Origin of the sequence: Thermoplasma volcanium GSS1 (genome assembly GCF_000011185.1) — an archaeon.
In the GTDB taxonomy this organism is placed as follows: domain Archaea; phylum Thermoplasmatota; class Thermoplasmata; order Thermoplasmatales; family Thermoplasmataceae; genus Thermoplasma; species Thermoplasma volcanium.
This window is the reverse complement of sequence record NC_002689.2, coordinates 817,908-837,999: the sequence shown is the minus strand read 5'-3', so window position 1 is coordinate 837,999 and position 20,092 is coordinate 817,908. Positions and strand designations below refer to the sequence as shown.

The following is a 20,092-nucleotide window of genomic DNA, read 5'->3' as shown; positions in this document are numbered from 1 at the left end:
TTGCTGAGGGATATCCAGTACAGGAATAATTATGCTCCATAATGTATAGATGCACAAGTATCAAGCTTTGGCAGCTGTGATCTGCTGACAACGCTGTCCATAAATATATCTGTTAGATCTTTATAGGATATGGCCGATTCCACAAGCATAACTGCATGCCTGAAGAGATTTAATTCCTTGGAACGGAAATCAACCTCAGTTATGGAGGAAACATACTTACATGGTTTCCTAAGGAACTTTTCGAGGGACTGGATCAAGTGTTATTAATTACGATGTGGAATAAATATGACGCTGTTGTACAAAAATTTAAGAATCGGAAAGTGGTTCGGTAATATATGCCTGATACTGTATCAATATCCGTTGATATTGGTGGTACTTTTACAGATGTTGTCGTCATGAGAAATTCTAAAATTGAAAAAGTATTCAAAGTTCCAACAACACCTAGAAACCCGGAAATAGGTGTATTAAATGGTATAGAGATTGCAAAATTAACGGAATTAAATGAATTTGTTCATGCGACGACGATTGCTACAAATTCTCTTCTAGGGCAATATGGTTTAAACCTTCCTAAAATTGCCCTGATAACAACAAAAGGGTTTAAGGACATAATTGAAATTGGTAGACAAAATCGCCCTTCGTTATATGACCTAAACTTTGTAAGACCAAAGGCACTGGTATCCAGGAACATGCGTTTTGAAATTGACGAGAGGACCAACGTTGATGGTGAGATCATTAAGCCGGTCGATCAAGTAAGTGCAAAGAAATTAGCTGACCTCATAGAAAAAAAGAAACCTCAGTCTGTAGCTGTCTCCTTTTTGCATTCATACATTAATGACAACAATGAAAGACAGATTCTTGAACTATTTAAAGATAGATTTCCTCATGTATCTATCTCATCTGAAATTGCTCCAGAGCCCAGGGAGTATGAACGAACTGCAACTACTGTTGTAAACGCTGCACTGGTTCCTGTTGTATCTGAGTATTTGAGAAAACTGGAGGCTTCACTTTACGAAAAATACAAGCCATCAATGAGTGTCATGTCTAGTGCGGGAGGTTTGGTTTCATTTTCAGAAGCTAAGTCAAAGCCGGTATCAATCATTGAATCTGGACCGGCCGCAGGAGTCATAGCTGCTAATGAATTTGCCAGGCAAATCAAAATAAGTAATATCCTCAGCTTCGACATGGGTGGCACCACCGCCAAAGCTGGAACAGTATTGGGAAACAATGTTGAGATTACTTCCGAATTTGAGGTTGGGGGGACCTCTCATCATGGAAGAATTGTTAAGGGTTCTGGTTACCCCATACGTTTTCCGTTTGTAGATCTGGCAGAAGTTTCTGCTGGTGGAGGAACCATTGTTTGGAAAGATAAATCCGGTGCCATTAATATTGGTCCCATGAGTGCAGGTTCTGATCCAGGTCCAGTTTCGTATGACAGAGGGGGAAGAGAACCCACAATTACTGATGCAAACCTAATACTTGGAATCATTAATGAAAAAATGTCCGGGAGTGACTTTAAGCTAAGAAAGGACCTTGCGATTGAAGCTATGAGTAAGCTTGGAGAACCATATGAGGTTGCAAGCAAGGCTCTTAAGCTTGCGGACCTAGAAATGGCCAGAGCGATTAGGCTAGTTACTGTAGAGAGGGGTCTCGATCCAGAAAGCTTTGTGCTCATGGGTTTCGGAGGTGCAGGACCACAGCACGCTGCAAGAGTAGCTTCGGAGGTTAATATTAAACGTGTAATTATCCCTCCCAACCCTGGAGTTTTTAGTGCACTGGGATTATTGTTTTCTGATTGGAAATATGAAGCAAGAAAAGCTTATCCTAAAAACCTTGAGGATGATTTTGAAGAACTTAAATCCATTTTGTCAGCAAAGCATGGAGATGCGAAATTTTCAATGTATGCAGACTGCCGTTACGTGGGCCAGGGATCTGAGTTAACAGTTCCGGTAACTGTGCCTGATAAACGTGTCATAGAGAGTGATTTTGAAAAGCTCCACTTCGAGGCGTATGGTTTCAATCTCAGAAGGGAAATTGAAATAGTCGCAATCCGTGTTTTTGCAGTATTGAACCGTAAAAAGCCAGATTGGAGCCTTATTGAAAGATCTCAGAAGACGTATGGTACGAGAAATATGATGATCGATAATGAGTGGAAGGAAGTGGATGTTTATCAGAGATCCACTCTTAGTCCCGGCGACGTGATTTCAGGCCCTGCTGCAGTTGACGAGGAAGGATCAACAACATACATCCCCCCCAACTGGAAAGCTAAGGTTGGATCCTATGGAGAACTCGACATGGAGGTGATCTGAAATGGCTGAGAGTGAGATAATATCAAAGGCTACCCAGTATGTTGCTGAGGAAATGGGGGCAGCACTGAAAAGATCAGCAATATCCCCCAACATAAGAGAACGGATGGATCACAGCTGCGCAGTGCTTGACAGTGATGGTAGAATTGTCGCCCAAGCCGAGCACATACCCGTACATCTGGGGTCATTCCGAGTTGGAGCAAGGAATATAATGTCCTGGCTGCAGGCTCATAATTTGATCCTGGAAGATGGCGATATGCTAATAACCAATGATCCATATATTTCTGGAACCCACCTGAATGATGTAACCCTGATGGCACCGGTATATTATGAGGGAAAACTATTGGCTTACGTCATAAATAAAGCGCATAATGTTGACGTTGGCGGTCCTGTTTTTGGAAGCCTTAATCCTCACGCCAAGAATTTGTTTCAGGAGGGGCTCATCATACCTCCTGTACGGCTCTTGAAAAAAGGAATATTGGATCCTGATGTCTTTTCATTTATAGTGAATAACTTCAAGGACCCCGACACTGCGAATGGGGATATCAATGCCCAAATAGCAGCAAACAAGAGAGGTATATCAAGGGTAAGAGAAATTTTTGAGAGATTCGGCCCCGAAGATACAATCTCTTCCTGGAACCAGCTGATAAAGGGTTCAAGGGACATTGCAATATTTGCGATCTCAGGATGGAAGAAGGGGAAATTCTATTCTGAGGACTACCTTGAGACAGATTATGGAACTGCTGTGATAAAGGCTGCACTGGAAGTCAAGAATAATGGAATTCTGGTTGATTTTTCTGGTACCTCTCCGCAATTAGAATATCCTATTAATGCAGTTCCCGGCGTCACATTTTCTGCCACCGCATTCGCAATTCGAAGTGCATTGGATATTGATGTTCCTACCAATGAGGGGTTCTATTCAATGATAGATGTCAGGGCGGATCAGGGGTCACTATTGAATCCTGATAGACCACATCCTGTTTCTGGAGGCAATGTCGAAACAACACAGAGAATTGCTGACGTTGTACTTCATGCCCTCAGTGATTGCATACCTGGAGCTATTCCTTCCGCTTCTTCCGGTACCATGTTTAACATAATGCTGGGCGGGGACAGAGGGAATGGGACATACTGGACATACTATGAAACAATTGGGGGAGGTAATGGTGCAAGCAGGATTCGTCCTGGAGTTTCAGGTGTTCACAGTAACATGACCAATACTCTCAATACGCCAATAGAAGTGGCTGAACGTGAGTATCCCCTGTTCTTCACATCATATACCCTCAGGAGAGGTAGCGGGGGAAAGGGGCTGATGAAAGGCGGTGACGGCATAATAAGATCATTCAGAGTGCTAAAACCCTCCACGCTTTCTGTCATAGCAGATAGGTTCAAGATACCTCCATATGCACTTATGGGCGGTGGAACCGGAAAGACCGGGGCTTTATTTATTGTGCATTCTGATGGCAAAAGAGTGAAGTGCCCTAGCAAGTGCATTGTGGAACTGAATGAGAATGATGAAGTGATAGCTATGACACCTGGAGGATCAGGATATGGGGCACCAAGCAAAGAGAATAAGCGTAGATCCCGAAGAGCTGAAGAAGAAGTTTAACAGGCCTGTCTCAATATTATTTTTCACCGGGTAATCAACCCAGCAACAGACCTTATATAGAAAAATCCCTAAGGCGACATAAACTTTCACTTGGAATCTAAAAGAACGGCGGACACAAACGGTTTTTCGATCCCTTTGGACTCACCTATAGTCTCTCAACGGAGTCAATTTACGGCAGTTGTCACCTCAAGGGAATTATTCTTCGTTTCCTTTGACTTAACAATTACACCAAACGCAATTATGATGAATATAAGGGTAAATACGGGATATAATGGGTAAAATACACTCCCTAGAAGATCTGAGGCATATGGGGCAGGTCCGCCAATAAAAGCGTTTCCAAATTGATAGCTCATTGAGTTGCCTGAATATCGTACATTAGTTGGAAATATTTCAGAAATTAAAGCACCCAGGGGAGAATAGCTTAACCCATGGGCAAGTCCGAACAATGCAAGTATCGCTGAGAACTCAATTGGGCTTACTAGATATATGGCTGGATAAAGGAGTACCAATGCTATTGCATTTGCCATAAGGAGGATAGGGCGTCTTCCATAACGATCTGAAACAATCCCCCCAACAAATACGAAAATTATGTCGGCTACGGCGAATATAAATGTCGCAACAAGACCCTCATCAATCGTTATAACTTTAGTGCTCTCAAAAATTACCGGTAGAAGACCTATGGCAAAATAGAAGAAGTTACCACTTGATCCGGCGAGAATCGTCCCAGCAATGACCTCTTTCCAGTTTCTTTTAAAAAGTTGTTTCGCAGGTAATCCAGATATCTGCTTCTCTCTCTTTGCTGCCTCGAATATGGGCGTCTCCTTGATCCTATATCGAATCAGCAAACCTATTACAACTATAACAAAACTCAGTAAAAACGGGATTCTCCAGCCATAAGAATACATAGCACTTGAAGGCAGGAGAAACTCTAAAACGAGAAAAGCAACCACTCCTAAAATTAGTCCTATTCCCACAGTTGATTGCACGAATGAAGCCCAGAACCCTCTTTTACTTTTGAAATTTTCAAGAGTAAGTAGCATGGCCCCTCCCCTTTCGCCTCCAAGGCCAAATCCAAGTATTAGTCTTAACACCACCAACAAAATAATTGCCCATATGCCAATGGAAACATAATCCGGGATAACACCGGTAAGCCCGGTAGATATCCCAGAAATAAGAAGAGTAATCAGGAGCATGTTCTTTCTGCCTAGTCTATCCCCATAGTGGCCAAAAACAAAAGCACCAACTGGACGAGTAACAAAACCAAGCGCGAAAGTCAGAAGAGTGAGAAGTATTCCAACGGATTTGGATACTGTGGGATAAAAAGCGTCCGCAATGTAAATCGCACCACTAGAAAAAATGAATATCCCATACCATTCAATTATTGTGCCAATCATAGATGCCGAAATTATCTCTCTTGGAGTGTTTACCTTTAGAGAGGTTTGGCTTGCCTCCATACAGTGTACATGAACAATTTATTTATAAATATTTTTGGTTATTCATAAACCTTTAGGGAAAGAGACATGGCAACTTTTTGCAATAACAATATCAAATATGGGAAAATATTTAGAAAATATTTAATTATATATTAACATTGATCTCAGCATATGGCTAGTAATAAATATATTTCTTATTTTTCTCTGGCCGGAATAGTTGGCCCAATCTTTGCAATTTCATTGGTATTCATTGACGTGGCGGTTAGCCCATGGTTCACATGGCAGCATAATGCCCTTAGCGATCTTGGAGTGCATCCGTACGGCTACCTATTTAACTTAGGAATAATAGTCGAGGGATTTCTCAACGTATTGTTCGTAATGGCACTCTTCGAAATTGGACTTAAAAAACGGATCGGCGCACTCCTCATCATAAGTGGCATTGCGCTCGCACTTGTAGGAGTATTCAACGAAGACCACCCGCCTTATCATCTCATATTTGCTCTGATATATTTCCTACTCTTTCCAATAGGCATAATCGTAGCTAGCATTCCAAGGCTATTTCCATTCTACGTTAAATTATATAGTATGCTTGCCTCAATATTATCACTGATCGACATATTCATAGGGATAGGCTTCGTATTCAAATTTATATCAATAAAAAATGTTGGTCTATCCATTCCCGAAATAATAGAAGCGCTACTCCTAGGATCTTGGTCTGTACTAGTTTCTGTTTATGCCTTTAGAAAACTTCGTATCAATCGGTGACTCATATTACATTTGTCTCTATGAGTATGTCGCCGTTGGGTTCTTCCTGGGAAAGGCTTATACGCCCATCTCTAAACAGAAACATGGAGTATAAGAAAAATACAGCCCTTTCCCTTCTTGTATTGCCCCATATTTCAGACATGAATACCTTTTGTTTACCAGATTCTATTATCGCTCTGTAGGTTTTTTCTATCATTTCTTCAGATCGATCGGGATTTAGCTTTGACGAATCAAATTCAATGTGTACATCTACCTTTTTCTTTTGCAATCTGGAAGAGTACATCTTCCTTCTTATCTCGTCAATAAGATCTACTAGCACGACTGGCCTAGATTGAGGTGTCAGCACTGAAGGCACAAGTTGAATAACTACTTGATTTTGAGGTATGAAATTATCAGTGTCTTCTGGTTCTTCACAACCAATATCATTCATTTGCCGATCTTGCTCTTTAGGGCTCATATCAGACTTTATCCTAAGAACGCGCCATGCATCGGCAATAGCCTTGCCAGCAAACTGGAAGTCTATAAAGCTATTGCCGAAGAACGAATTCATGATTTCTGCAAACTTGAGGAGATCAACATCCCACGGATCTATCCGCCCATCCGAACATAGTGATAGTATCTCGAGTATTATGGATTTTACAGGATCTACGGATCTATCAATTCTCATATCGTTAATAAGGCTAATATAGTATTTTGCGCCATCTTGATCTCTAGACTGCATAACCAGTTGGTCAAGTATATCCTCAACTCTCATTCCCTAGCACCTTTCTGTCTTCACCTAAGTCTTTTTGGAAGATATAGGACTCTCCATTTCTTGACGTGATACCTATTGCATTCGCAGCGTATTCGAAAACTGATACCTTAAGCGATATGAGTATTGTTTGCGCTTCCCCTGCTTTTTCCCTGATCAGCCTTATCATACTTTCGGCGTTGTAAGCATCAAGGTACATATCAACCTCGTCTAAGAAATAAATAGAACTTGGCATAAGCATCTGGACAGCAGTTATGAAAGACATAGCAGCTATGCTCTTTTCACCTCCGCTAAGGGCCTGGATCTTTACAGTTGCCTTGTCCTTTGGAGTCACACTTACCTCGACAGCTGATTCTAGAGGATCATCTCCTTTAAGGACAAGACTCGCAGTACCACCATTTATTGTACCATATACATAGTTCATCTTCTCATTTATTTTTTCAAAAGTACTTACGAATACCTCCTTCTTCTTTTTATTGAGCGAATCCGTCAGATCTTGTAGGCTCCTCCTTTCAAGCTCCAGCCTATTCTTCTTGTCTTTAAGTTCGTTGTAAGCTTTAACAGATTCTTCGTACTCTTGTATCGCTCCGTTGTTTATGTCTCCGAGTGCAGATATGTCTGCTTCACATTTTCTCTTCTCAAGTACAATGTCCCCCTCTATCATTGTAGGTTCTGGGATGGATTGCATCTCAGCTTCTATAGCGCTGTTCCTGTCAGCGACAACGCTACGCTTTACCTTTAATTCGGACAGTATGCTACGTTTTATCTCAACATCAGAATTTATCTCTTCTATTTTGGATCGTATCTCCTTCATCTCATTTTCCATGTCTTTTATTTTTGATGCTATGTCACTATGGCTGCTTTCGAGTTGTTTAAGGAACAATTCGTGCTTCTTCAGTTCTTCCTCCATTGACCTTTTCTGGATTTCTATATTATGTATTTCATCTTCAACTGCCTTTCTCTGAATCTCTAATTCTATGTTCTGCTGTACTATGTTGTTCGACTCTTTGTCAAGGAAGCTTACTCTCTTCTCCTTCACTTCTATGTCGGCGGTGATTGCTGATATCTTCTTTCTATAATCTTCGAGCTTCCTCATGCTATTTTCTATAGTATCGATTATCGACTGCCCAAGATCATCGTATATGTCGTTCAATGCTTCTTGATACTTATGTAAATCCAGCTGCCTGTCAGAGATGTCTTTCTCTAAAGCTTCCTTTTCCTCTTTATTTTCAGCAATTTCCTGCTTCAGCTTCGATAATTCTGATGCTATATCTTTAAGGATTTGCTTGTTTTTGGCAAGGTCATCATTTATTATCTGCCTTTCCTTCTCAATTTCACCAGTTTTCTTTGAGGCATCTGACATTGATTGAAGGGCCTCGTCTAGTTCTTTTTTTATTTTAGCTTTTTCTGATTGAAGAAATGCAAGCTCCTTTTTCATGGAATCCAGATCTTCTGAGGGCGATCTAGCGGGCTGGCGTACCTGTCTCCTGAAACCGCCGGTTATTGATCCGCTAGGATCGAATACATCCCCGTCAAGGGAAACAAGCCTTATTGAACCCATCAGCCTGCGGCCAGCATCTATGTCCGAGACAAGTCCAGTATCTCTGAATACCCAGAATACAGCATTCCTGTATTTATCGTCAAAGTCAATGAAATCTATGAGGAAGCCAAGGAATCCAGCATCCCTGGACAATATATCTGGCTCGGACAAATTTGACATTGCGCGCATCTTGTTCAGCGGAAGAAATGTCATTGGTGATATCTTCTTCTCACGAAGATACTCTATGCATCTCTTTGCCGTAACGTCGGTATCAACGACCACTGCATTCAGCCTAGCTGATGCTGCGCTTTCTACAGCTATCGCATATCTCTCTCCATAACTTATAAGATCACGTATTTGCCCAACGACTCCACTTATATTCTTTTTAATCTCTTCAACCTGGGATGCCCTATCTATCTGCCTTGGAACAGAAGCTCGAGCGGTTGCCTCGGCCGCAGAGATCTGCGAACTTAATTTTGATATTTTTTCCTGAATCTCATCGTACTCTGACTTAAGTTTATAGTACCTGTCTCTGTACTTCGATAGATCTTCAGCATTCTGAGAAAGCTTCCATTCATCTGCTTTTACTTTTAGCCCAATATCTTCCATTCTCTCTTCTAATTCAGTGATTCTATCTATTTTCCCCTTGATCGCCATGTTAATTTCGGCAAGCTTCTCTTTCAAACTATTTATTTCATCGTTAAGTTTGGAGATCTTGACCTGATAGTCCTTAGTTTTTACCCTAGACGTTGCATTTTCCTTCTCCTTTTCCTGTGCTTCGGCTACGAGTTTATTGTACTCATCTTCTGCAGCTATAAACTCTTCTTGAAGTTTATCCCTTTCTCTCCGTTCAGATTCTAAAGACTTTCTGATCTCTTCGGCTTCTGCCTCATACTTCTCACGCCTTGCATCATCAATAGCTTCCTGCTTAGCCATATCCTGCATCCTTAGCTTTTTTTCAGAAATCTTACTGTCCAGGCTGGCGATAGAGATCTCTAGCGACCTCAATTTTTCTTGTACAGTTCTTATCTCTCCACTGGTTAGATCGTTTAGTTTTTTCGTCTCCTCGGATAAAAGCTGTTCTATGCTGTGGTAGCGTAAGTTCAAGTCTGAAATAAGGACCTTACTTTTTTCGATTTCCTTTTCTATAGAATCCACCTGCCTATCGATAGCCTGTATAGATCGATCATTTGCTTCTTTAGCCTTAGATAGTTCTGTAAACCTTATGTCCCTTAACCTCTTCGAAAGGATATCATACCTTTCCTTTTTCTCCTTTTCAATTCTAAGTTTTTCTACTTCTTGCCCCTTTATATCTATCATCGAAGAAAGTATATCTAAGTTCTTTCCAACCTCCTCTATATCATTTCTAGCCTTTTCTAGTTCTACATCAAACTGTTCAGTTCCCGCAATGCGCTCAATGAGTTTTCTTCTTTCAACTCCTGACATACCAACAAAATCATTGATATCGCCCTGCAAGACGAAGCTGTACGTCCCAAAATTTATGCCAAAGGCAGATAAAGCGTCTTCAACGTCTGATTGACGTGCCTTCGTACCATTTACATAGTAATATGATTTAGGTTCATCTTCGATAACAAGTCTACGAGAAATCTCAAGAGATTTACCTTCATCATTTTTAAAGGTAACTATAACGTAGCATGTGTTCCCTGAATCTTTCGATATGAGATCCGAGAGTTTATCGGCCCTCACCGAGTGTATAGATTTAGTCCCAAGAACGAATAAAAGCATATCGCCTATATTGCTCTTGCCACTGCCATTCGGGCCGCTTATCACGTTAAGCCCTCTCGAAAAGTATATTGTTTTCTTTTTTCTGAAGGATTTAAAGTTATAAGCTTCAATCCTTTCTATATAAGAGCTCATGGTCAGACTTATTATGACATTTCTTTATACATATATAAATCTTATGAAAATGGAGACCTTACTTTTGTTCTATAATATTTCATCATACAACGTCAGACATTTACCTTCTCCATGCCGGTTACTGTTGCCAAAATGTCGTTCACAGTTTCTCTTCTCCTGATCCTATAAACTCCATCATGATCAACGATCACTTCTGTGGGTCTGAATCTTCCGTTGTAATTCGAACTCATCGAATATATATAAGCACCCGCGTCGTACATTGCCACAAGGTCCCCAATTTGAACTTTTCCCGTAAGCCTGCCGGTTACGTCAGTATTTTCACATATTTGTCCAGTCACTATGTATTCGGCTTCATCTGATCTTCCCGTTAGCGCATAAAATCTATGTTCTGCGCCGTATAGGGCATGCCTAATATTTATGTTCATACCAATATCGGTACCCACAAAGCCATTGTAAACGTCATAAACTTTTCCAACTAGGATGCCAGCATCTGCAACGATGTATCTGCCTGGTTCAATAAAAAGTCTTTCAATACCGTATTGATCTACCAGTTCCTTTAATCCGCTGCCAAGTTTTTTAATGTCAAGCGATCTCTGTTCATCATTGTACGGAACACCGAAGCCACCGCCTATATCGATGTAAGAAAATTGCAAATGTGCGGTTTTTTCGATCTCCGATGCCATATCAAAGAATTTTTTGTAAAAAGTGAGCATTAGATCTGCATCGGTATTATTAGAACCAACCATCATGTGGATGCCAAATTTCCTAATGCCTAATTCTTTTGCTCTCGTGTACAATTTTAGCGCAGTTTCCGGATCTATTCCAAATTTGGATCCGTGTCCGCCCGTCGTAGTTCCAGGATGCTCTCCATGTCCAATGCCAGGATTTATCCTAAACGTAGCTTCTTCTACTCTGTTCGAAACTAGTTCAAACTGACCTGGAGAATTAAATGTGATCTTAATACCTCGATCTAACGCGAAATCCATTTCTTCCTTAGACACGTTGTTTGGGGTGAAAAGGATATCATCCGGATCGATGGACGATATCATTGCAATCTGTATCTCTCCTAAGCTGGTCACCTCAGACCCGCAGCCTTGGCGGCCAATAAGCCTTACAAGATTGGGGTTAGAATTTGCCTTAACAGAGTAAAAGCACTTCGTAACCTTTGGCATTGCACCGAATAGTGAAGACACATTCTTTACGATTCGAGGAGCCGAATAGATAATTACGGGTGTTCCAAAGGTTTCCACTATAGCCTTTACAGAATAGCCTTCGACAAGCATGTCGTCTCCATTCCAAACGAACGGGTTATCATTCTCCATGCTATGTCATCACAATTGCATATATTAATTGTATTACGAAATTCGTAATATTACTACGACATTTATATATGATTTATCTATTACGAAGTAATGAACGATAATTCGAATTTAGTATCCGGCAAATTGAGAAAGAGCCTGAACTCTACAGATCTATTTTTTCTGGCCGTAACTGGAATGATTGGTTCTGGATGGCTATTTGCTGCACTTGACACTGCTAGCTACGTAGGCCCAGGATCGATCTTTACGTGGATGATCGCTGCACTGTTTTTCTTCGTGATTGCCCTCGCTTTTGCGGAACTTTCGAGTATAATACCATACTCTGGGTCGATAGTCAGATTCAACCAGTATTCGCACGGATCAATATCCAACTTCATGATAGGGTGGGCCTACCTCATAGGAGCAGTGTCCACAGTAACAGTAGAAGCAATATCCCTTGTTACTTACACTTCAACGTACATGCCACAACTCTACAACTCTAGTGTCGGTGTTTTAACGCCACTCGGCATAATCGTATCGATTTTTCTGATACTTTTCTTTTTCTTCATTCAGTTTATGGGAGTGAACGTCTACGGAAAACTAAACACGGTACTTACGACATGGAAGATAGCGATACCTGTAATAACCGTAGTTTTACTGATGAGCTTTTCGTTTCATCCAGGCAACTTTAAAGTAGCCCATGGATTTCTTCCATACGGTACGTCCGCTATATTTGCTGCTCTCATACCAAGTGGTGTGGTATACGCCTTCGAGGGATTTAGGCAAGGCATTGAATATGCAGGAGAAGCTAAAAATCCGCAGCGTGATGTCCCAATGAGCCTTATTGCTGCCCTCTTAGTCACAATAGCCATATACGTTGCATTGCAGATCGCGTTCATAGGTTCAATAAGATGGTCTGATCTATCGCTATCGCCTGGGGATTGGACTCTTTTAAGCAAATCTACATGGGCTTCTGGTCCATTCTATTATGCTACAAAGTATTCTGGTGTTGCCATTCTTGCTATCTTCGCCATAGTTATACTCATCGATGCCTTTATATCTCCACTAGCATCCTTGGGTGTATATGAAGGCACTTCTGCAAGGTCGTTCTACGGCTTGTCGAGGCTAAACGTTTTGCCTGAATTTTTTGGTTCTATACACCCAAAGTTTAGAACTCCATGGGTAGGCCTTATTTTTACTTTGATCATTTCCTCGCTCTTCCTCGCACCTTTTCCGAGTTGGTACCTTATAGTAGGCATAAACGCATCGTTTACGGTATACGCATATCTCTCAGCCGGCACAACAAACAGCGTACTAAGGAAGCTGGCCCCTGACCTTAACAGGCCATTCAAATTGCCCTTCGCAACGGTGCTTTCGCCTGTAGCTTTCGTCGCTGCATCAATGCTGGTATACTGGTCTGGATGGTCGATAATAGATTTTCTCATTCTAATCGTTTATGCTGGTCTGCCTCTTCTTATATTGAGCAAATTTAGGGAGAGCCTTGATATAACCAGCAGAGAAGCAATAGCCTTAAGTGCAGTCTACTGGATATTACTAAGCATTGTCGGATACTTCGGCTATATCTCATACATTCCTTTCGAAGTGTACTGGCCAATACTTAATTCAATACCTGCAATAACGTTCGCATTTCTCTACATAAGATCCAGATCAAATGAGGTTGTATCCTCCGTTTGGATAATAGTATACAATTCAATATTAGGCACGATGTCATACTTCGGATCTCTGGGAACAAATGCAATTGCTTATCCATATGATTATTTGATCTTTGCTGCGTTGAGCTTCTTCATATTTTTCGTATCAGTCAAAACAGGTATAGAAACAAATGAATTAACGGAACTAAAACGATCAGGTCCAGTGCCGGAATGACGATCGATTTATAAATTCATTTTTCTTTCGAATTCTTTTTCTTGTAATATTCACAGAACTCATTTATTCTACACATACTGCATTTAGGGGATACCGGTCTGCAGACGGCCTTACCAAACTCTACAAGCGTGGGGTTGAATCCGATCCAAAGATCTTTCGGTATTATTTGCATCAGGTCCTGGGCAGTCTGCTCAGGAGTCTTTGACGATGACCACCCTATCCTGTGGGAAATACGGAATACGTGAGTATCCACAGCTATCATGGGTATGCCTAGGCCTTCGGCCAGAACCACACTTGCCGTCTTAACACCGACGCCCGGAAGCGATAAAAGCTGATCCATGCTTGCAGGAACTTTAGAACCATACTCATCCCGTATTATCTGGGCTATCATGATAATCTTCTTCGCTTTTACACGCCAAAAACCTACTTTGCTAATTATAGATCCGACATCCGATACATCTGCAGAGGCTAAACCTTCAATCGTCCTGTATCTTTCATACAGCGCAAGTGCGGCCTGATCAGTTGTTTCGTCCTTGGTGCGCTGGGAGAGGACCGTAGTAATAAGCATCCAAAATGGATCGTGAAATACAAATTTGTGTTTAGGCGCTTGATCTTTTATTCTTTCGTATACGTCTCTAATGCTTTTTTCGTCCCAATTATTCATGCGGACACCAGCTAATGATAAGAGGATATTTCACGATAATCTATGTTCGTATAAGATAGGCATTTTGAATAGGCGTTAGCTAAGTTTATATTGGTTACCAATGGTATTCCTTTGCGCACGCATAGCCTCCTTATTTTAAAGCCGTCACGCACAGATCCTGCATTCATCTCAGGCGTATTGATCACCAAATCGATGTATCCAGCTAATATCATGTCATAAATCCTTGGCTTTCTCTCGTCTTTTATCCTATAAACAGTCTCACATTCTATGCCCCGTTCCCTTAGATACCTTGATGTACCCATGGTTGCATATATCTTCAGGCCGTTTTGCTTCATAATGGACGCTGCTTCGATTATTCTCGGCTTGTCATCGTCTCTTACGCTTATGAACACAGACTTGATATCCCTTAGGATTGATTTTCTTATTGCCTCTTCCATGGTAAAACCTGGATACATAGCCTCGCCTGTAGATTTCATTTCTGGGCCGAGCGAAACGTCCATGTCGTTGAACTTGGAGAATGGAAAGACTGAAACCTTTACGAAGTATCCTTTAGAACTCACTGATACCTTTTCAAGCTTTCCAGTCATTATAGCCGAGACTGCTAATTCAACCCAGTTGTATCCCGTAGCCTTGGATATGAATGGAATCGACCTGCTTGATCGTGCGTTGAGCTCTATTACGTAGACTTCATCATCTTTAATTGCTGCTTGAAGGTTGGATATGCCGATGAGATTGAATTCTCTGACTAGTTTTCCCACTATACTCTTGATCTTTTCCTCCGCTGCTTGTGGCACAATTTTAGGACCAAATATCATCGTAGCGTCTCCTGAATGAACGCCAGCTTCCTCTATATGAACAAGTATGCCGCATATTTGAAAGTCCTCTCCGTTAGAAACAAAGTCTACATCTATCTCTACGGCGTTTTCCAGGTACTTGCTGACAAGCACGGAATTTACGTTCTCGAAAACTTCCCTTGATCTTTCTACGAGGAAGTCATAATCGTATATTATATCCATAGCTCGGCCGCCTATCACGTGGCTAGCACGCAATATGACAGGAAGGCCTAATGCCAGTGACTTGTTAATAGCTTCCTCGGCATTCGTGGCGACTTCGAATTTTGGCTGATCGATGCCCATTGCTTCTAAGCGCTTTGAAAAAAGAGACCTGTCCTCTATCCTATCTATGCTTTCAGAGGATGTCCCCATAACTACACTACTTCCTAGGACGTTTTCAATCCTTCTGGCTATATTTTGCCCGGTTTGTCCTGAAAATTGTACAATAAGGCCTCGCAAATTAGCCTTTGCAAGTATATTGGAAACATGCTCGACAGTTATTGGCTCGAAAAAGAGTGCATCGGATACATCGAAATCCGTGGAGACAGTTTCTGGGTTAGAATTTATCATTACACTTCCAACACCCATCTTTCTTAGGGCAGTTATAGCCTTTACAGCTCCATAATCAAATTCAAGCCCCTGGGCGATCCTGTTAGGGCCGGAACCTATGATCGCAACGAAACCAGATATGCCTGGTAATTCATCTTCATCCTCATACGTGGAATAAAGGTATGGTGCAATTACCTCAAATTCCCCGGAACAAGTGTCGATCTCTTTGAAAACAGGGAGTATTCTGTTCGTAATCCTGTACCTTGTTATCTCATCTGGATCTATGCCACACGTTCTTCCGATAATTTCATCAGATATGCCGAGCTTCTTTAGGGAAATCAAATTTTCCGGGATATGCCCAAACTCCAACGTTTTTAGATAATCCACGATGTTCTGCATCTTTTCAATAAAATAACGGTCATACATTGATTCTTCCATTATTCTGTCAACAGGAAAATCACGAAACAAAGCCTCAAATATAGCAAAGATACGCCTATCATTTGGTGTACGTACCAAGTTCCATATCTCTTCGTCCGAGACGTACAGCCTCAATCTATACGATAGATCTATGTCGAGGGAGGCAATAGCCTTCATTAAGGCTTCTTCGAAAGTCCGGCCTATACCCATAACCTCTCCTATGGACTTCATTTGTACTCCTATGGTTCTATCGACTGAAAACTTATCAAAGGGCCACCTTGGTATTTTTACAGTTACGTAATCGAGAGATGGTTCAAATGCAGCAAACGTGTTTTTAGTTATTGGGTTCCTTATCTCCGTTAGGTTGTACCCAACGGCTATTTTCGCCGCGATCCTGGCTATGGGATATCCAGTTGCTTTAGATGCCAGGGCAGAAGACCTCGACGTCCTGGGATTAACTTCTACTACATAGTAATCGTTTCCATCCAATGCGAATTGGATGTTGCAGGCCCCAACTATTCCAAGGCCAGACACTATCTTAATTGCTGCGTCCCTAAGCATATGATACTGAATGTCGCTCAGAGTCTGCGATGGCGTCACCACAATGCTCTCGCCTGTATGTACTCCCATCGGATCCAAGTTCTCCATGTTGCATACTGTTATGCAGTTTCCAATAGAATCCCTTATCATCTCATACTCTAATTCTTTCAATCCCGCAAGTGATCTGTTTACCTCTATATAGTCTTCATCGATTCCTCTAAATAATTCCTCCGCGTAGGCCTTGAGCTCTTCCTTTGTTTTGACTATGTTGCCGCCGGATCCGCCTAAGGAAAATGAAGTACGGACAATTACTGGCATAAAAGGTATCTTTTCGATCTCTTCCTTATAGTTGGAACGTGATATCCTGTATCGCTCTGGGTCTCTTTCTCCGATTGAGATAAGAAAATCGTGAAATTTTTGACGATCCTCAGATATTTCTATGGATTCTACCGGCGTGCCTATTATCTTTATGCCATATTTGTCAATTATGCCCATTTTCTTAAGAGAAACAACAAGGTTAAGTGCTGTCTGGCCCCCCATATGAGGCTCAATTGCATCTATTTCCTCTTTTCTTATTATAGTCTCTACTGCTTCCACAGTTATGGGTTCTATGTAAACTCTGTCAGCAATTTCGTGGTCAGTCTGAATAGTAGCTGGGTTAGAGTTCAATAGCACTACTTCGTACCCTTCTTCCCGAAGAGACCTACAGGCCTGAGATGCAGAATAATCAAACTCGGCGGCTTGGCCTATTACAACTGGGCCTGAACCAATGACTAGGATCTTAGATATGTCTTCTCGTTTAGGCATATCCGATCCTCCTCTTCATTTCACCAAAGAACCACCTCGTATCGTGTGGTCCTGGAGAAGCCTCCGGATGAAATTGGACTGCAAACATATCATCGCCTTCTATAATCTCGACTGTGCCATCGTTTGCATCCCATCCTATCACTTTAAAGTCCTTTACCGTTGATCCATCGACAGCGTACCCATGGTTATGCGTTGTCACATATGAATGAGTGCCATCTGTGACAGCGTGATTGGAACCTCGATGGCCAAATTTCATCTTATAAGTTTTTGCACCATAAGCCAAGGATATTGCCTGAAGACCAAAACAGATTCCGAACAACGGTTTTACCCCTATATTATGGGAGAGGAACTTTATAACATTGGATAGTGAAGGATGCGATGGATCGCCTGGGCCGTTCGAAACGAATATTGCGTCATAACCTTCAATTTCATCTAAATTCGTTTGTTTATCTACAACTATAAGTGAGAAGTTTTGAAGCATCAGCTCCTTCAGGGTATTCTTACTTCCTAAGTCTATGAAGAGTACTGTCCCGCCTTCCTCTCCTTTTACAAAAACTGGATCATGATGCGGCACAGCCTTAGATACTAGATCATCGTTCATTGGATCTGGGAAATCAAGAGAATGGGAAGGATCATTAACAACGTATGACCTTAACACTCCATTTGCCCTAATCTTTCTAACGAGCATCCTAGTATCTATTCCATCTATCCCAGGAATACCTTGCTCTTTAAGAAATTCGTCGAACTCTCTACCGTAGCCTCCCTTTTTAAGCTCTATATGCGCGTCCTTTGTAATTAACGCCGAAACTTTTACTCCATTAGATTCCATTTTTCCCATTTCAAGGGCATAGTTAGCAATGGTTGGAGAGGCGAATACAAGCATCTGACCTACATACGAAGGATCTGTTAAAGTTTCGAGGTATCCTGTCATAGATGTGGTAAAAACAAGTTCGCCATATGCCTCTTTGTAAGAACCATAGCCTTGACCAGATAAGACGGTTCCATCTTCCATAACTAGGTATTTTTTCATAGGAATCTTTTTCCGAGCCTATTGATAGTAGGTTAATAATTTTTTTCATATGTGAGTGTCGGCGAATCTTAGCTGATCTCCTTCACTAACTCAGAGTCAAATTTGAATGCGAAAGCATTAACTAGATGCTACCTTTAAATCCACAGGAAGGCCTCTTTTGCTCTGAGGATCATTATAAAATAGTATATTTTCTTACTCTGATGATAGATTATTATTTATAGTCGTATCTTTTTATTAAACTTGACATCAATAAATCATTAGCAAATACATATCCAAGAAGCGATCAGCTAAAGGCCCGATAGAAGCCCTATAGGTAAAAAGTTAATGTAAGAATATAGATACTAATATTATCCTGTGATATCGATAAACACATATAACTGTTACCTACCTGTTTCCTTCATCAAAGAAGTGTACGCTCCGATAAAGCTTAAGACAGCGGAAATAAGCATTACTAGTCTAAAGCCTGAGACGAATGAATCATAATAGGCCTGGCTTATAGTAACGAATATGCCTGAAAATATGCCTACAACCATGGTGCGCGGCATAAACGTACTAAGGATAAAAGATGCAACAAGTATGCTCAAGAATTGGCCAACAAATCTCATTGTTCCAAGAAAGCCAGAAGCAATGCCTGACATTTCACGTGGAGCAGATCCCATAACAGAATTTGTATTCGGAGCAGAAAAAAAGCCGAAACCAATGCCTATGAAGCTGAGAAAGACCATGACCAGGAAAACAGATATTTTAGGAAATACGTAGAGAAACAGAAAGGATAAACCTATTATAGCCATTCCAGCAGAAGCTAGATATCTGGATCCTATTCTATCAGAAATTCTACCGGCGATAGGAGAAAGAATAACCATGAACACAGGTTCCGGTAGGATTGACAGGCCCGCCTGGAATGGAGACACCTTAAGTATAACCTGTAGGTAGATGGAGAATACGAAAACTATGGAGAAGGTGCTGAGATAGTTAAGTAAGGCCGTTACGTTTGAAAATAGGAACGTTCTGTTACTTTTGAAGAGATTAGCTGGTATGAGTTGTGTCTCAACGCGCTTATTCCTGTGGAAAAACAAATACAAAAATGCCACGCCTATGATCAGCAAAGGCAGGAATTGCTCAAAATTATAAACATAGCCGAGAGCTAGGAAAAATGCCAGCGAAAAAAGTGCGGTTGAAAAAAATACCGCAGAAAGGTAGTCGGAATTCATCCTTCCCTTTGCTTCTACTCCCTTTAAAGTGGCAAATGATACTGCCAAGCCTATAAGGGCCAGAGGAGCGGTAAGATAAAATATCGACTGCCAGCCTACAAACTCTATTAGAATCCCGCCTAAGAATGGAGCCATGGTGAGACCTAGATACACAGCCATTGCATTGATTCCAAGAGCTGATCCTCTTTTATCGCCGGCAAATATATATCCGATCAGGGCTGTTGAATTTGTGCTGAGAGCTGCGCTCCCAAAGCCTGAAAAGAAGAGTGCTACTGTCAGGATAGGAAAAGATTTAGAAAATGCCCCTATGAAAGCTGAGACTGAAAAAATCAAAAAGCCAATCCTAAAAATAAAAGTTCTTCCGATACTATCTGCTAATCTGCCAAGCAGTATCATTGTTGATGCCAGAGGAATAAGGATAATCAATGGGATCAAGGAAGCATCTTGGAAATTTAAATGGTAGAATAACGCTATTTTTGGGACGGCAAATGATACTACACTGGAGAAAAATGGAGTGACGAAGGATCCTATGCTAGTGGTGGTCAATATTAAAGCTCTGTTCACCTTTGACTTTTCTATA

The 20,092-nt window shown here is 41.3% G+C and carries 13 protein-coding genes; 4 read left to right on the top strand and 9 right to left on the bottom strand.

Features of this window, described 5'->3' with window-relative positions:
• Positions 1–29: 29 nt before the first annotated feature.
• Positions 30–257 carry a hypothetical protein gene (locus tag TVG_RS04370; RefSeq protein WP_048053990.1) on the bottom strand — a complete coding sequence of 76 codons (228 nt, stop codon included), beginning with the start codon at positions 255–257 and terminating at the stop codon, positions 30–32.
• Positions 258–335: 78 nt separating this feature from the next.
• Here TVG_RS04370 and TVG_RS04365 point away from each other — a divergent pair, with 78 nt between their 5' ends.
• Together TVG_RS04365 and TVG_RS04360 are read left to right on the top strand one after the other, a co-directional pair.
• Positions 336–2,306: a hydantoinase/oxoprolinase family protein gene (locus TVG_RS04365; protein ID WP_010917070.1), complete on the top strand. Its 1,971-nt coding sequence runs from the start codon at positions 336–338 to the stop codon at positions 2,304–2,306.
• 1 nt (position 2,307) lies between these two features.
• Positions 2,308–3,909: a hydantoinase B/oxoprolinase family protein gene (locus tag TVG_RS04360; protein ID WP_010917069.1), complete on the top strand. Its 1,602-nt coding sequence runs from the start codon at positions 2,308–2,310 to the stop codon at positions 3,907–3,909.
• A 164-nt stretch (positions 3,910–4,073) separates the two neighbouring features.
• On the opposite strand, the gene TVG_RS04355 is transcribed toward TVG_RS04360, so the two are convergent.
• Complete coding sequence (locus TVG_RS04355) at positions 4,074–5,363, bottom strand: MFS transporter (RefSeq protein WP_010917068.1); 1,290 nt, start codon at positions 5,361–5,363, stop codon at positions 4,074–4,076.
• 150 nt (positions 5,364–5,513) lie between these two features.
• On the opposite strand from TVG_RS04355, the gene TVG_RS04350 reads away from it, so the two are divergent.
• A complete protein-coding gene (locus TVG_RS04350; protein ID WP_010917067.1) occupies positions 5,514–6,107 on the top strand; it encodes a DUF998 domain-containing protein in 594 nt (197 codons plus the stop codon).
• A gap of 1 nt (position 6,108) precedes the next feature.
• On the opposite strand, the gene TVG_RS04345 is transcribed toward TVG_RS04350, so the two are convergent.
• The 3 genes from TVG_RS04345 to lysA form a co-directional block, all read right to left on the bottom strand.
• Positions 6,109–6,861 (bottom strand): segregation and condensation protein A, encoded by a 753-nt coding sequence (locus TVG_RS04345; protein ID WP_010917066.1) that lies wholly within the window; start codon positions 6,859–6,861, stop codon positions 6,109–6,111.
• Entirely contained in the window at positions 6,851–10,276 is a 3,426-nt protein-coding gene (smc, locus tag TVG_RS04340; RefSeq protein WP_010917065.1) for a chromosome segregation protein SMC, read from the bottom strand. The genes TVG_RS04345 and smc overlap by 11 nt, the downstream gene beginning before the upstream one ends.
• A gap of 92 nt (positions 10,277–10,368) precedes the next feature.
• The gene (gene lysA, locus TVG_RS04335) at positions 10,369–11,598 is read right to left on the bottom strand and encodes a diaminopimelate decarboxylase (protein WP_010917064.1); all 1,230 of its coding nucleotides are present in this window, start codon (positions 11,596–11,598) and stop codon (positions 10,369–10,371) included.
• Between the two features lie 90 nt (positions 11,599–11,688).
• Between lysA and TVG_RS04330 the strand changes: the two genes are divergently transcribed.
• Positions 11,689–13,461: an APC family permease gene (locus tag TVG_RS04330; RefSeq protein WP_010917063.1), complete on the top strand. Its 1,773-nt coding sequence runs from the start codon at positions 11,689–11,691 to the stop codon at positions 13,459–13,461.
• A gap of 16 nt (positions 13,462–13,477) precedes the next feature.
• On the opposite strand, the gene nth is transcribed toward TVG_RS04330, so the two are convergent.
• From nth to TVG_RS04310, 4 genes are all read right to left on the bottom strand, one after another.
• Entirely contained in the window at positions 13,478–14,125 is a 648-nt protein-coding gene (gene nth, locus TVG_RS04325) for an endonuclease III domain-containing protein (protein WP_010917062.1), read from the bottom strand.
• A gap of 11 nt (positions 14,126–14,136) precedes the next feature.
• Positions 14,137–17,271, bottom strand: coding sequence for a carbamoyl-phosphate synthase (glutamine-hydrolyzing) large subunit (carB, locus tag TVG_RS04320; protein WP_010917061.1), 3,135 nt, complete (start codon positions 17,269–17,271; stop codon positions 14,137–14,139).
• On the bottom strand, positions 17,264–18,301 hold the full coding sequence (locus TVG_RS04315) for a glutamine-hydrolyzing carbamoyl-phosphate synthase small subunit (protein ID WP_010917060.1): 1,038 nt from the start codon (positions 18,299–18,301) through the stop codon (positions 17,264–17,266). The genes carB and TVG_RS04315 overlap by 8 nt, the downstream gene beginning before the upstream one ends.
• Positions 18,302–18,681: 380 nt before the next feature.
• Complete coding sequence (locus TVG_RS04310; RefSeq protein ID WP_010917059.1) at positions 18,682–20,076, bottom strand: MFS transporter; 1,395 nt, start codon at positions 20,074–20,076, stop codon at positions 18,682–18,684.
• Between the last annotated feature and the right edge of the window lie 16 nt (positions 20,077–20,092).